Here is a 13,926-nt window from a genome sequence, read left to right on the forward strand (position 1 = left end):
GGTGGACCGACCGGGCGGCCAGGGCGGGCCCGGGGGCCCGGTCCGCCCGGGATCGGCACCGGTCGGACGATGGACGGGGGCCGCCCACGGCAGGAGCCCGCGCCCCGGGCACCGGGCAGGGCAGCAGCCGCCCCTCCTCCAGAAAACGGGACGAGCGGTTTGCCAGTGGAAAACCGGATGCGCTGTATGATCCTGCGGGCTCGCCGGCTGCCCCCGGAGACCCTGCCTCCGATACCCGCCCCGACGCCCACCCCTCAGCGCTCGGCCCCGACGCCTTCCCCCTAGGCGTCCGACCCGTCGGCGCCCGACCCCTCGCGCGCGCCGACGGCGGCGCGCGCGGCGGACACCTCGGCGGCCACGCGTGCACCCCGACCGGCATCCATCTCCAACGCGGCCAGCACACCCGGCACCGCCACGGTCGGCATCACGTGCTGGAAGAGCCCGGCGACCCGCCGCTCCAGGTCCGCCCGGCCGGAGAGTCTCTGCGACTGGATCTGCACCCCCGTCCAGGCCGCCGTCACCAGCCAGGCGGTGTCGGCCGGGACCACCTGCGGCAGCAGCTCGCCCCGCTCCCGCGCGGCGATCAGCAGCTGTTCCAGCCGATCGATCCACCCCGGGATCGCTCCCCCGCCCAGGTCGCCGTGCTTGTCCTGCCCCAACGACAGCCGCGCGCCCGCGCTCAGCAGCGGATCGCGCGGCATCAGGTACGCGACCACCATCCCGGTATCCACGAACTCCTGGAGCTTGCAAGCCCGTTCGGGAATGACATCCTGGACGAACTGCTCCTCCACCACGCCCTGCGCCAGCTCCCGCTTGGACGCGAAGTGGAAGTAGACCGCTCCCCTGGTCACGCCGGCCCGGGCCACCACCTCGCCGATGGTCGCCGCCTCGTAGCCGAACTCGTCGAAGACCGAAGCCGCTGCCTCCAGAATCAGCCGGCGCGTCCGCACCGCCCGCTCCTGCCGCACCACACGACCACCCACCCACCACAGCGATTGAACAAAACCAGACAGCCCGTATCTTAACTGCGGCGATATCCCGGACTGCATCCGCTGTTTCGACCCCGGCCCGTCATGACGACCTCTCGAGAAAACCAACTGTGCGGTATTGGTACACGCTTTCAGCGGGACGGTAGCCGCACGCGGGGCGGTGGCCTAGGATCCGGTGCCACATATTGGTCTGAACCACTTCGGGTGGACGCGGACGGGGGGCATCCCGATGGATGACGGTGGACGGCCGGCGGACGGGCGACTGGAGGTCCGCTTCGACGGACTCACGCAGGGCATCACCGCGGCGACCTGGGGACAGCGGACGATCTGGGCGCCGATCACCTGGTACGCGCCCGACGACCACTACTTCAACATCGCGCTGCCTTTGGAGCTGCGCCACCCGGTCGAACCGGCGGCGTTCGGCACGGCGGTGCGGGCACTGCTGGAGCGGCACGAGTCGCTCCGCACCCTCTACCGCACGGGCCCCGACGGCGCCCTGGAGCAGGTGCTGCGCGGGGCGGGCACGCTGCCCGTCCGGCTGGTCACGACCCAGGACCGCGAGACGCTGCCCGCCGCGCTGGAGCGGGTCACCGCACAGGACAAGGCGCGCCGCTTCGAGCTCCTCGCGGGCGCGACACCTCAGGCGGTGGCGCACCCGGACGCGGAGGGCCCCGCCGGGGAGGGCCTCCCGGTCCGGGTCACTGCCGTCCTGGTCGACGGGCTGGTCGTCGGAGCCGTTCTGACCGTGGCGCACATCGCCGCCGACGGCACCGGCGCCCAGGTGGTCCGGGACGACCTGCGCCGCCTCCTCGCCCAGCAGCGACGCAGCCCCGGCACCCTGCCCCCGCCGGTGCCGGGCCGGCAGCCGAGGGAACAGGCCGGCTACGAGGCGGGCCCGCAGGCGACCGCCAGGAGCGCGGCGGCCCTCGCCCTCTGGACGCGCCAACTGGCCGCGATCCCGGCCTCGCTCTGGCCGCAGGAGGCCGGCCCCGGGGAGGCCGAGCGGTGGTGGGAGGGCCAACTGGTCTGCCCCCGGCTGGACCTGGCGAGCCGGGTGGCCGCAGTGCGCACCGGCACCTCCGCCAGTGCGGTCGTCCTGGCCGCCGTCGCACGGGAGCTGGGCGCGCGCACGGGCGCCTCGGCGGTGCCGCTGAAGGTGATCCTGGGCAACCGGGTGAGCGAGGCCCAGCGGACGGCGGTCGGCGCCTTCGCCCAGAACGGGCTGGTCGTGCTCGGCACGGCGGGCGAGTTCGACGAACTCGCCCGGCAGGCCTGGCGCTCCCAGCTGCAGACCTCCCGGCACGGCCACTACGACCCGGGCGCGCTGGCGGCGGCGGTGCTGGCGGAGGAGAGCCGGCGCGGCACCGCGATGGACCTCAACGCGCTCTTCAACGACCACCGGGAGCCGGAGCGCTCCCCGGGCCGCTCCCCCTCGCCCGAGGGCGCGGCCCTCGGCGACCTGCCGGCCGGGCGGTTCGGGTGGCGGTCGCGGTGGGCGCGGCAGGACTGCAAGTTCTTCTTCGGTCTGGCGCACCGCGACGGCGAGGCGGTCGCCACCCTGCTGGTGGACACCCGGTTCGTCCCGGCCGTCGAGGTGGAGCCCTTGCTGCGCGCGGTCGAGGCCCGGGTGGTGGCGGCCGCCGCGGACTGATCCCCGTCCGGGGCACGAAGGTCCCCGGCCCGCTGCGCGCGGGCCGGGGACCTCGCCGGCCTGCTCAGCCCGCGACGGCGCCCGCCTCCGCGACCCCGTGCTCGGCCACCAGGTGCTCGGCGAGCGCGGCAAGGCTGAGCAGGAAGTCGCCGTCCCCGTCGAGGTCGAGGAAGACCTCGTAGCGCGTCTCCACCGCGTCCACCAGGCGCAGCTGGGCGAGCGAGCCGATGCCGAGGGCGACGAACGGCGCGTCGGCGGCGGCCAGCAGGTCGGCGGCGCTCACGTCGCCGTCACTGGCGTCCGCGACGATCCCGGCGAGCACGGCCAGCAGGGCGTCCGCACGGTCGACGCTCCGGCGGTCGGTGTTCGGCTGGCCGGCGCGCGGGTCACCGGTGTTCGGCTGGCCGGCGCGCGGGTCACCGGTGTTCGGCTGGCCCGCGCGCGGGTCACCGGTGTTCGGCTGTTCGGTCACAACTGCTCCTTCACGGCCTCGGCGATCTCGGCCACGGTCGGGGTGTCGAAGAAGACGTCGAGGTCGACGTCCACGCCGAAGGACTTGCGGATCCGGGCGCCGATCTGGATGAACATCAACGAGTGGGCGCCGAGGTCGAAGAGGTCCTCGTCCGCGGCGATGTCCGGGATGCCCAGCACCTCCGAGCAGATCGCACCGAGCTCGGCCGTGACCTGGTCCGGGGCGCTCTCCGCGGGCGGCTGCACCGCGACCGGTTCGACCGCGGCGGGCGCGGGCAGGGCACGCCGGTCGAGCTTGCCGTTGGGCGTCAGCGGCATGGCCGTCAGCGGGACGAACAGCTGCGGCACCATGAAGCCGGGCAGCGTCCGCCGCAGGTGTTCGCGCAGCTCGGCCGGGGCCGGCAGCTCCCCGGCGGACGGGTCGGCCACCAGGTGGCCGACCAGGCGCGGCTCACCGGCGGCGTCCCGGTCGACGGTGACCGCGGCCTCGGCGACGGCCGGGTGCTCCAGCAGCCGGGCCTCGATCTCGCCGAGCTCGATCCGGTGGCCGCGGATCTTCACCTGGTGGTCGATCCGGCCGAGGAAGTCGAGCTCGCCCTCGGCCGTCCAGGCGGCCAGGTCCCCGGTCCGGTAGAGGCGGGAGCCGGGCGGGCCGAACGGGTCCTCGACGAAACGTTCGGCGGTCAGCTCGGGCCGGCCCAGGTAGCCGTGGGCGAGCCCGTCGCCGCCCAGGTACAGCTCGCCGGCGACGCCGACGGGCAGTGGCCTGCGGTGCGGGTCGAGGACGTGGGCGCGGGTGTTGGCGATGGGGCGGCCGATGCCGACGTGCTCCGGCTCGGCGGGGATCTCGGCGCAGGTGGACCAGACGGTGGTCTCGGTGGGCCCGTAGACGTTGAGCAGCCGAGCGGTCCGCGCCCGCAGCTCGCGGGCCAGCGGCAGCGGGAGCGCCTCACCGCCGACCAGCCCGGTGAGGGGCCTGGGCCCGGGGCCTTCCGTGCCGGCCAGCCCGGTGACGGTCCCGGGCCCGGAGCCTTCCGTGCCGGCCAGGAGCACCCGCCAGCCCGAAGGGGTGGCCTGGACGTGGCTGACGCCCTCGCGGCGGATCAGCGCGTTGAGACCAGGGCCGTCCAGGGCGAGCCCGTCCGGCGCGAGGACCAGCCGGCCGCCGGTGATCAGCGGCAGGTAGAGCTCCAGCCCCGAGATGTCGAAGGAGAGCGAGGTGAGGCCCAGCCAGACGTCTTCGGGGCCGGAGCCGAGCCGGTCGGCGAACGAGGTGAGGAGGTTGACCAGCGCCCGGTGCCCGACCGCGACGCCCTTGGGCAGTCCGGTCGAGCCGGAGGTGTAGAGGACGTAGGCACGGTCATCCGGGCCGGGCGCGGTCGTCGGCCCGGTCGCGGCGCCCGGGTCGGCCGGCTCGTCCAGCCGCAGCACTACGGGGGCGGCGGCCGCGACCTCGGCGCCGAGTGCGCCGTCGGCGAGCAGCAGGGTGGCGCCGGAGTCGGCGAGGACGAAGGCCAGCCGGTCGGCGGGGTGGCCGGGGTCGAGCGGCAGGTAGCCGGCGCCGGTGCGGAGCACGGCGAGCAGGGCGACCGGGAGCCGCGAGGTGCGGTCCAGGTGGAGCGCGACCAGCGAGCCGGGGCCGATGCCGAGGCCGGCCAGCCGGCCCGCCAGTTCGACGGACCGCTCGCGCAGTTCGCGGTAGGCGAGGGTCGCGTCGGCGGCGGTGACGGCGGCCGCCTCCGGGGTCGCGGCGGCCCGCGCGTCGAACAGGTCGACCACGGTGCGGTCCGCCGGGTAGGGGCGGGCGGTGTCGTTCCAGGCCTCCGTGACGAGGTGGTGCTCGGCGGCGTCCAGCAGCGGCAACGCGTCCAGGGCGCCGGCCGGGTCGGCGATCGCCGCGGCGAGCAGTGTGCCGAGGTGGGCGGCGATGCGCCGGGCCGCCTCGGGGGCGAGGACGACCGGGTCGTACTGGAGGCTGAGCAGGCACCCGTCGGGAGCCTCGACCACCTGGAGGTGCAGGGTGTTGCGCGCGGTGCCGTTGAAGAGCATCCAGTCGACGCGGGCCCCGGCACCGGTGAAGACGGGGTCGACGGCGCGGCGCCGGTAGCCGAAGGAGACCGGGGTGAGGCCGACCCGAGGGGTCAGACCGCCGACCGCGGCGCCGAGCGGCACGGTGCGGAACCGGTACAGCTCGCGCAGGCCGGCCCGGACGGCGGTGGCGAACTCGGCGAAGCTGGGCGCCGATTCGCCGACGGGCGGCGCGTGGTGCGGCAACTCGTTGACGAACAGGCCTATCGCGCCTGCCAGTTCGGGTGTCCGGGTGGACAGTGGCAGGGCCACCGGGGTGTCGGTGTTGCCGTAGCGGCGCAGCAGCACGTGCAGGGCGGTCAGCAGGAACTCGAAGGTGGTCACCCCGCAGGCACGCGCGGCCGCGCCGAGGGTAGCGGGGTCGAGCGTCCGGGTCACGGCCTCGCCGGGGCCGGCGCCGTGGGCGGTGCGGCGGACGCCGGGCAGGAGCACGTCGGCGGGGTCGGACCAGCGCGGGCCGAACCAGTCGGCGGCCTCGCGAATCAGCGCCGCCTCGGGGGCCGGCGCGACCGGGTGGCCGCGCTCCGGGAGGCCGTCATGGCCGTGCTCCGGAACGCCACGCGCCGCAGGACCGGCCGGGGCGCCCGCCACCAGGGCGTTGTAGGCGGCGGCCAGGTCGGCGACCAGGACGTCCTTGGAGATGCCGTCGAACACGGCGTGGTGGGCGACGACCAGCAGGTCGGCGCGCCCGCCGGGGCCGTGGAAGAGGGTGAACCGGGCCAGCGGTCCGGCGTCCAGGGCGAACGGCCTCGCTGTCTCCTCGGCGATCAGCTTGGACAGGCCGTCCCGTCCGTCGGCGGCCGCGTCGGCCTCGGTGACGGTGAACCCGTCCTCGGCGGGCCGCAGTTCGAGCGTGCCGTCGTGCTCGGCCAGGGTCGCGCGCAGCGCCGGGTGCCGCTCCGCCACGGCCGCGCAGGCGGCGGCCAGGGCGGCGGCGTCCACCCGGTCGAAGGTGATCCGCAGCGGCATGTGGAAGCCGGTGCGGGCGGCGCCGAGGCGCTCGGTGAGCCAGACACCCTGCTGCGCGCGAGACGCGGGCACGGCGGGTACGGCGGGTACGGCGGGTACGACGGATGCGGCGCGGTCGGCGCGGTCGGCCGCGGCCGCGGTCGCCTTCGGTTCCAGGGTGCGGTGGGTGCGGTCAGGCATCGACAACTCGCTTCGGGGGTCGGGAGTGCCACGGAGTGGGGGACGCGGGCGGGGCGCCCCGCCAGGCGGGGGCGGGCGGACGACGGCGGAGGTCGGGGCGCCGGCGGGGTCCGGCCGCGCGGCGGGCGGGTCAGGCCGGAGCGGCGAGCAGCTCGCGCACGGCGCCCTTCAGCGGCTTGCCGCCCTCGTTGCGCGGCAGTTCGTCCAGGACGGTGATGCGGGTGGGGATCTCGTGGGCCGCCAGCCGGCCGGCGAGGTATGAGCGGAGGGCGGCCGGGTCGAAGTCGGCGCCGGGGGCCGGGACGACGGCCGCGCCCACGCTCATCCCGAGCACCGGGTGCGGAAGACCGACCACCGCCACCTCGGCGACCGCCGGGTGCTCCAGCGCGGCCGCCTCGACCTGGAGCGTGGAGACCTTGTACGCACCGGACTTGATGACGTCCGACTCGCGGTCCACCAGGTGCAGGTAGCCGTCCTCGTCGAGGAATCCGACGTCGCCCATCCGCACCCAGCCGGTCCGGAACACCGCCGCGCTCGCCTCGGCATCGCGGTAGTAGGCGCGCTGGGCCCCGGGTGACCTCAGGTGGACGTCGCCGGTCTCCCCGGCCGGCAGCGGGAGGCCGTCGGCCCCCGCCACCATGACGCTGCCGCGGGCGGCCAGGCCGAGCGCGGTCGGGCGTGCCGGGTCGTAGACCATCGCGGTCTGCGCGGGCGCGGCCTCGGTGGAGGTGTAGTAGTTGACCACGGTGGCACGGGGGAAGGCCCGGGTGAGCGCGGTCGCCACGGTGGGCGGGAGAGCGGCCGCGGTCGAGCCGAGCAGCCGGACGGAGGAGAGGTCGAAGCGGCTCTGGACCCCGGCGTTGAGCAGTTCGGCGGCCATCGCCGGGACGACGAAGACGCTGCCGACCCTGCGCTGCTCGATCAGCCGGGCGAACCGGCCCGGGGTGAAGCGGGTGGCGACCAGAGCGGCCGGGTGGGCGTCCAGGGCGTTGACCAGCATGGTCTGCCCGGCGTTGGTGCCGACCGCGAACGAGTGCAGGAACTCCTCGGAGTGGGTGAGCGGCCGGTGCCGGGCCGTCGGCCGGGTGCCGTGCACGACGTTCCCGTGGACGGCGAGGACGCCCTTGGGCCGACCGGTGGTGCCCGAGGTGTAGAGCAGTTGGGCCGGCGCGTCCGGTCCGACCTGCGGCAGCAGGCCGATGTCGGGCGCCCCGGCGGTCGGGCCATCGGCGTCGGCGGCGAGGTCGGCCGGGGTGGTGGTCCACCACGGTCCGGCGGGGACGGCGGCGGCCGGGCCGGCGATCAGGGCGGCGGCCTCGCAGTGACCCAGCACGTAGGCGACCGCCTCGGCCGGCTGCCGGTCCGAGACCGGCACGGCGACGGCGCCCGCCCGGGTCACCGCACAGTAGTGGACGGCGAAGTCCGGCCACTCGCGCAGGCCGAACAGCAGGCCGACCCGGTCGCCGGGGCCGATGCCCCGCCGGACCAGGGCGACGGCCACCGAGGTCGAGCGCTCCTTCCACTGGGCGAACGTCAGCCGCTGCCCGTCGTCGGTGCTGATCGCCGTCCGCTCGGGCTGTGCCGCCGCCCTGAGCTCCAACAGGCCGTGAACGGTGCGGCCCCGCGCCCGTACAGGCCCTCCGGGCGACTCTGCGGTTCTTTCGGTCTCGCCAACGGCGGCTCTGCGCATAGAACTTGACACTCTCCCCGTTGCCCTTCAGGCCAGCCCCGAACACCTCCCCATGGGGCATTGGTCCAGACCTGGCTGAGAGATTGGCATAGACCACCTATGCGGTCAAGGATTGGCGGAGATCTTCCACGGGTGCGACACACGGGCCGGCCGGGCGGGCGAAGGGCGCCGACCGGGGCCGATCGGGCGAACCAGCGGGTGCGGCACCGGCCGTCGGCGCCTAGCGTGACCCGGGGCGCCCCGCGCGCGGCACAGACCACCGGCAGCTCCGCCGACGGGCACCGGCACCGCAGACGGGCGCCGACGCCCGTCACGGCACCCGGCAGCCCCACCCGGCCACGGGCGCCGGACCCCAGCACCGCAGACGTCAGGAGACCCCGCAACCATGACGACCCCCCTGGCCGAGCTCACCGGCGACTACGTCCTGGACCCCGCGCACACCCGGATCGGCTTCGTGGCGCGGCACGCCATGGTGACGAAGGTGCGAGGCTCCTTCCACACCTTCAACGGCACCGCCCACCTGGACGGCACCGACCCGTCCCGCTCCACCGCCCAGGTCTCCATCGAAGCCGCGAGCATCGACACCGGCAACGAGCAACGGGACGGCCACCTGCGCACCAATGACTTCCTCGACGCACCCAACCACCCGAAGCTCACCTTCACCTCGACGGCGGTCGAGCGGCTGAGCGACACCGAGTACCGGGTGACCGGCGATCTCACCATCAAGGAGACCACCCGCGCGGTCACCATCGACTTCGAGTACACGGGCAACGCCCGGGACCCGCAGGGCAGCCTCCGGGTCGGCCTCGAGGGCTCGGTCGCCATCAGCCGCAAGGACTACGGGATCACCTGGAACGCCGCACTGGAGGGCGGCGGCGTCCTGGTCGGCGACAAGGTGGTGCTGGAGTTCGACCTCTCCGCCGTCAAGCAGGAGTGACCAGGCCCGCACCGGGCGACGAGGGGCACACAACGCGCGGAGCCCACGCGGTGCGCGCCCCGCACCCTGCCACCGGACGACTGCGGCCCCCCGGGCGTGGCCCCGTGCACGATCCGGCGAGCGTCTTCCTCCACCGGACGCCCCGCCCGAGCGCGTCTTCCGCGCCTGGACCGACCCCGATCTGGTCGTGCGGTGGCTCGGACCCAACCACCTCGCTTTGAGGACGACCCCCTCGCCGCCGGCTGACCGGGCTCGCCCCCGGGCGGGCCCATCGTCAGGGATCAGGAGAGCACGGCGACCGCCTCGACCTCGACCAGCTGGTCGTCGTACCCGAGCACCGAGACGCCCAGCAGCGTGCTCGGGACGTCATGGCTCCCCAGGTACGAGCGATAGACCTCCCAGACCTTCACCAGGTCGCTCTGGCTGGAGGAGACCACGTACACCGTCGTCCGGACCAGGTCGGTGAGCGCGGCGCCCTCGCCCTCCAGGACGGTTATCAGATTTCGCATGACCTGATGGGCCTGGCCCTCGTAGTCGCCGACCGCCACCGTCCGCCCCTCGGCGTCGAGCGGGCAGGAGCCCGCCAGCCAGAGCGAGCGCACCGGGGCGTCGACGGCCGCACCGTAGGCGTAGTCGACGGCCTGCGTCAGCCGGTGGTTGCGGATCAGCCGGACGGCACTGCCCATGACGCACTCCGATGGTCGAACGGGGGATTCCGCCTCATCGTCGATCGCTGATGACCGGCCGTCAAACCATTTACCGGCGCCAGCCGTACACCTCCTGGGCGCGCGCCCGGTTCACCGTTGCGGGTGATGGCGGGCCCCGCCGCCGGGCCGGGATCCTGGTACTCCACCACTACCAGGGGGTTTGCCATGGTGTTCCCACCCTCGGGCCGAAGTGTCGGCCGCCGCCGGATGCTGGGGCTGGCGCTGGGCGCGGGCGTCGCCCCGGCCCTGGCCGCCGCCGCTCCCGCCGCGGCCACGCCCGGCCAGACCAACCCGCCCAACCCGACCAGCCGGTCCCGCCGTACCGCGCCGCCCGATGACCCCACCGAGCCCGCGGACTGGGGCCGGCTGGCCGCCGCGGTGGCCGCCGCACAGCTCGGGGTGCCCTACGCCTGGGGCGGCGGCGACCGCCTGGGCGCGGGCATCGGCTTCTGCGACGAGGAGAACGGCTACCTGAACGGCCAGTGCCTCGGCGAGAGCACCGTCGGCTTCGACTGCAGCGGCCTCTCGCTGTACTGCTGGTACCGGGCCAGCGGCGGCGCGGTGGACCTCGCCCACTACACCGTCGCCCAGTACAACCGCTCCGCCCCCGTGGCGCGGACCGACCTTCTCCCCGGCGACCTGCTCTTCTTCTCCCGCCCGGACGCCCCGCTGCACCACGTCGGCGTCTACGTGGGCGAGGGCGCGATGATCCACGCCGAGCACACCGGCACCCTCGTCGCCCGTCTCCCGGGCGTGTTCGAAGACCCGCACTGGTCGGGCGAGTTCGCGGGCGCCCGCCGCCCACTCCCGCTCGGCGGGCAGGCCTGACCCGGCCAGGCCGACCGAGCCGACCGGCTCGCCGGAGGCACCGGCCCTGCGGACCCGGCCCGGCCCGGCCCGGCCGTCAGGGCGTACCGGGCAGCCCCTCGTGGACGCGACACAGCAGGTCGTGCAGGACGTGGCGCTCCGCCGGTTCGAGCGGCGCCAGGATCTCGTCCTGCACGGCGCGCGCCTCGGCGTCCAGTTCGGCCAGGGCGGTCCGCCCGGCCTCGGTGATGCTGACCGAGACCCGCCGGCGGTCCGCCGTGTCGCGGATCCGCTCGACGTAGCCGGCGCCGGCCAGCTGGTCGGCGACCTTGGCCATGTCGCTGGCGTCCACGCCGAGCCGGCAGACCAGGTCACGCTGGGCGTGCGGCCCGAAGTCGGCCAGCGCGGCGAGCACCGCCATGTCCCAGAGTCGCAGGCCGCGCTGCGACAGCCGCTCGGCGAGCCGGCCGCGGGCGGTCTTGCCGGTCCGGGAGAGCAGATAGGTGGTGAGGTCCACCAGCGTGGGCGGGGTGGACCGCTCGGTGGTCCCGGCAGTGGACCCCGCGGCGCCGTCGGCGGGCCCGGCGGTCCCGGTCCCGGCGGTCCCGGCGATCCGGGCGGTCCCGGCGGTCTCGGTGCTCGCGGCGCTCTCGGAGGTCATGGCAGAAGTCTAGGTGCAGCCCTATAGTGGGTGCCAACCCATCAATTCCCCCGTCATCGTGAGCTGAGCCCACCACCCCCCGGAGCCCGTCGTGGACGCCCTGTACAACCGCCTGCTCGTCTCCCGCTTCGCCGAGTGCTTCGCGTTCTACGACGCGATCCTGCCGCCGCTCACCGGCGCCACCCTGGTCAAGGGCTCGCCGGAGGGCCCGTACGCCAACTGGGACGTCGCGGACCAGGCCGTACTGGCCCTGTACGACCGCGCACTGATGGCCATCACGCTCGGCACCGCCGGGCTCCCCGCCGAGCCGCCGTCCGTCCAGGACGCCGCCATGCTGGTCCTCCGGGTGGACGACGTGGACCAGGCGCTCGCCCTCTGCCTGCGCAGCGGCGGCATGCTCGCCGCCGTCGCCACGAACCGCCCCGCGTGGGGGCCCAACCTGCGCAGCGCCCACCTCCGCGACCCCGAAGGCCGCCTGATCGAGCTGCAGTCCTACTGACCGCGCCCTCGGCTCCCCCGGACCGGCGGTCGAACGGGCTCCGGGGCCACGGCGGCCTGACCATCGAAGTCCTGGCGGGCTGCCAGGATCTGCCGGGCGTGCTCCACGGACCATGCGGCGATGGCGCTGGTCAGCCGCCCGGCCTCGACCCCCAGCTCGGTGAGTCCGTATTCCACGCGAGGCGGAACGGTGGGGTAGACCGTGCGGGTCACGAGGCCGTCCCGTTCCAATGCGCGCAGGGTCTGGGTCAGCATCTTCTGTGTGATCCCGTCCAGGAGGCGCAGCAGTTCGCTGAAGCGCATCGGCCCGTCGTGCCGGCGGAGCGCCCTCAGGACGTACAGCACCCACTTGTTGGCCAACACCTCGACGACGGTGCGCGAGGGGCAATCGCGGCGGTAGGTGGCGTCCCAGTCCTCGGAGGTCTCACTCGTCATGGTTTCCATGAGGTACCTAGATATCAATCAGGTACCTTCTTCACAAGAGATACCGATGCCGTTGAGGATGGTGATCGCAGCCGGCCGGGCCGGCCAACTACCCCAGGAGAGTGTCAGTATGACCACCCGTATGCGCGCAGTCAGCCAGCGCGGCTACGGCGGCCCAGATGTTCTGGAGCTCGTCGAGACCGGACTGCCGACGCCGGGTCCGGGCGAGGCGCTGGTGCGCGTCCACGCGGCCGGAGTGAATCCGGCCGACTGGAAGATCCGTTCCGGAACGGTGCGCAAGTTCGGTGCCCCGCCGTTCACTCTGGGACTCGACCTGTGCGGAGTGGTGGAGGCGGTCGGCGAGCAGGTGACGCGGTTCCGGACCGGCGACGAGGTGTACGGCTGCGCCTTTCCGCCCCACGGCGCCTATGCCGAGTACGTCGTCGCACCGGTCGAAGCGCTCGCCGCCGTACCGGCGAGTATCGACCACGTGCACGCTGCGGCACTTCCGGTCGCGGCTCTCACCGCCTGGCAGTCGCTCGTGCGGGTGGCCGCCGTCGGCACCGGGCAGCGGGTACTCGTCCACGCGGCGGCCGGCGGGATCGGCCATCTCGCTGTCCAGATCGCCAAGGCGCGCGGCGCATACGTCATCGGCACCGCCAGGGAGAGCAAGCACGCGTTCCTGCGCGACCTGGGCGCCGACGAGCTCGTCGACTACACCACCACCGACTTCACGGCGGTCGCACGCGACATCGACGTGGCCCTGGACCCCATCAGCGGCGACTACGGACCCCGGTCGCTGAACACGCTCGCGCCGGGCGGGATCCTCGTCGACGTGCGCGGCACCGGTCCCGACCGAGTCGCCGTCCGGGAGCTGGCCGGGGCGCGCGGTCTGCGGTTCGTCGAGTTCGGATTCACCCCGTCCGGCGCCGATCTGGAGAGCATCACCGACCTGGTGGAACGCGGCAGCCTCCGAGTCGCCGTCGACCGGGTCCTGCGGCTGGAAGACGCGGCCGAAGCGCATGAACTCAGTGAGACCAACCGCGTGAAAGGCAAGATCGTTCTCACTCCCTAGTCCCGTGAACGCCCAGGTCCGCCGGGTTGGCCGGGCTGCGGCCACGGGCTCCCCGGGCGGCCCGCCCGGCCGTCCGGGGAGCCCGCCGGGCGGCGGCCTCAGCTGTGGAACACCTGGAGTTCGCGGACGGCGTCGTTGAAGTCCGCCCCGAGGTAGCCGGCGGGCAGGCCGATGGTCGCGACCTTGTTCAGCGGGGAGGTGAGGGTGACGGTGTTGCAGTTGTTGTAGCCCTTCATCGAGGAGACGCTCAGCGCCACGTCGATGTAGTTCACGAGGTGGTAGCCGGTGGCGTCGCAGCCGCCGGCGTCGCCGTAGAAGGAGTAGATGACGCCGCCGCCGTAGTCGATGTCCCGGTACTCCTCCAGAAGCAGCCAGCGGTCCGCAGGTTTGAGCGCGGCTCCGGCGCGGCCGAGGCCCTCGGCGCGGGCCAGGGCGTCCGCCCGGGAGTCCTCGGAGCACCCCCGGCCGAGCAGCGGGGAGCGCCCGTCGGCACCGGGGACGTGGCCGACGACCGCCGCACAGTAACGGGTCTCCGGGACGGGCAGCGGGCGCAGCGCGGCGGGCGCAGCGGGGGCCGCGACGGCGGCGCCGGCCAGGGCGAGGCAGGCGGTGAGGGCGGGGAGGGCGGTTCGGCGGGTGAAGCGGCGGGTGAAGCGCGTGGGGGTGACGTGCACGGGGGTGCCTCCGGTAGGGGTCCGAGGTGGGGACGCGGCGGCCGTGGGCCGGGCCGCCGGGCCCATTCGAACGGCGGGTGTGTCGGCCCGCGGGCCGACACACCGC

At 74.5% G+C, this 13,926-nt stretch carries 13 protein-coding genes and 1 pseudogene; 6 read left to right on the forward strand and 8 right to left on the reverse strand.

Going from position 1 to position 13,926, the window contains the following annotated elements:
* Positions 1-281: 281 nt before the first annotated feature.
* Positions 282-950 (reverse strand): ScbR family autoregulator-binding transcription factor, encoded by a 669-nt coding sequence (locus tag ACZ3YO_RS13055; protein ID WP_465568684.1) that lies wholly within the window; start codon positions 948-950, stop codon positions 282-284.
* 268 nt (positions 951-1,218) lie between these two features.
* On the opposite strand from ACZ3YO_RS13055, the gene ACZ3YO_RS13060 reads away from it, so the two are divergent.
* Complete coding sequence (locus tag ACZ3YO_RS13060) at positions 1,219-2,640, forward strand: hypothetical protein (RefSeq protein ID WP_465568687.1); 1,422 nt, start codon at positions 1,219-1,221, stop codon at positions 2,638-2,640.
* Between the two features lie 64 nt (positions 2,641-2,704).
* Here the strand turns inward: ACZ3YO_RS13060 and ACZ3YO_RS13065 are convergent, their stop codons facing one another.
* The 3 genes from ACZ3YO_RS13065 to ACZ3YO_RS13075 form a co-directional block, all read right to left on the reverse strand.
* Positions 2,705-3,112, reverse strand: a complete 408-nt coding sequence (locus ACZ3YO_RS13065; protein ID WP_465568690.1) for a hypothetical protein — start codon at positions 3,110-3,112, stop codon at positions 2,705-2,707.
* Positions 3,109-6,348, reverse strand: a complete 3,240-nt coding sequence (locus tag ACZ3YO_RS13070) for a non-ribosomal peptide synthetase (RefSeq protein WP_465568692.1) — start codon at positions 6,346-6,348, stop codon at positions 3,109-3,111. Before ACZ3YO_RS13070 ends, ACZ3YO_RS13065 begins: the two co-directional genes overlap by 4 nt.
* 130 nt (positions 6,349-6,478) lie before the next feature.
* Positions 6,479-7,948 (reverse strand): class I adenylate-forming enzyme family protein, encoded by a 1,470-nt coding sequence (locus ACZ3YO_RS13075; protein ID WP_465568695.1) that lies wholly within the window; start codon positions 7,946-7,948, stop codon positions 6,479-6,481.
* A 475-nt stretch (positions 7,949-8,423) separates the two neighbouring features.
* Here ACZ3YO_RS13075 and ACZ3YO_RS13080 point away from each other — a divergent pair, with 475 nt between their 5' ends.
* Complete coding sequence (locus tag ACZ3YO_RS13080; protein WP_331741813.1) at positions 8,424-8,975, forward strand: YceI family protein; 552 nt, start codon at positions 8,424-8,426, stop codon at positions 8,973-8,975.
* A gap of 139 nt (positions 8,976-9,114) precedes the next feature.
* Positions 9,115-9,189: pseudogene (locus tag ACZ3YO_RS13085) on the forward strand (SRPBCC domain-containing protein); the annotation flags it as partial.
* 67 nt (positions 9,190-9,256) lie between these two features.
* On the opposite strand, the gene ACZ3YO_RS13090 reads toward ACZ3YO_RS13085, so the two are convergent.
* Positions 9,257-9,661, reverse strand: coding sequence for a RidA family protein (locus tag ACZ3YO_RS13090; RefSeq protein ID WP_465568702.1), 405 nt, complete (start codon positions 9,659-9,661; stop codon positions 9,257-9,259).
* Between the two features lie 186 nt (positions 9,662-9,847).
* On the opposite strand from ACZ3YO_RS13090, the gene ACZ3YO_RS13095 reads away from it, so the two are divergent.
* Complete coding sequence (locus ACZ3YO_RS13095; protein WP_465568710.1) at positions 9,848-10,510, forward strand: C40 family peptidase; 663 nt, start codon at positions 9,848-9,850, stop codon at positions 10,508-10,510.
* 76 nt (positions 10,511-10,586) lie between these two features.
* Here the strand turns inward: ACZ3YO_RS13095 and ACZ3YO_RS13100 are convergent, their stop codons facing one another.
* Positions 10,587-11,150 (reverse strand): MarR family winged helix-turn-helix transcriptional regulator, encoded by a 564-nt coding sequence (locus ACZ3YO_RS13100; RefSeq protein ID WP_465568713.1) that lies wholly within the window; start codon positions 11,148-11,150, stop codon positions 10,587-10,589.
* 91 nt (positions 11,151-11,241) lie between these two features.
* Here ACZ3YO_RS13100 and ACZ3YO_RS13105 point away from each other — a divergent pair, with 91 nt between their 5' ends.
* A complete protein-coding gene (locus tag ACZ3YO_RS13105) occupies positions 11,242-11,649 on the forward strand; it encodes a VOC family protein (protein WP_465549696.1) in 408 nt (135 codons plus the stop codon).
* Here the strand turns inward: ACZ3YO_RS13105 and ACZ3YO_RS13110 are convergent.
* Positions 11,643-12,083 (reverse strand): winged helix-turn-helix transcriptional regulator, encoded by a 441-nt coding sequence (locus tag ACZ3YO_RS13110; RefSeq protein ID WP_465549698.1) that lies wholly within the window; start codon positions 12,081-12,083, stop codon positions 11,643-11,645. The genes ACZ3YO_RS13105 and ACZ3YO_RS13110 overlap by 7 nt on opposite strands.
* A gap of 118 nt (positions 12,084-12,201) precedes the next feature.
* Between ACZ3YO_RS13110 and ACZ3YO_RS13115 the strand changes: the two genes are divergently transcribed.
* On the forward strand, positions 12,202-13,146 hold the full coding sequence (locus ACZ3YO_RS13115; protein WP_465568717.1) for an NADP-dependent oxidoreductase: 945 nt from the start codon (positions 12,202-12,204) through the stop codon (positions 13,144-13,146).
* 98 nt (positions 13,147-13,244) lie between these two features.
* On the opposite strand, the gene ACZ3YO_RS13120 is transcribed toward ACZ3YO_RS13115, so the two are convergent.
* Entirely contained in the window at positions 13,245-13,820 is a 576-nt protein-coding gene (locus tag ACZ3YO_RS13120; RefSeq protein WP_465568720.1) for a hypothetical protein, read from the reverse strand.
* Positions 13,821-13,926 lie beyond the last annotated feature (106 nt).

This window comes from Kitasatospora sp. NPDC022785 (assembly GCF_055561295.1).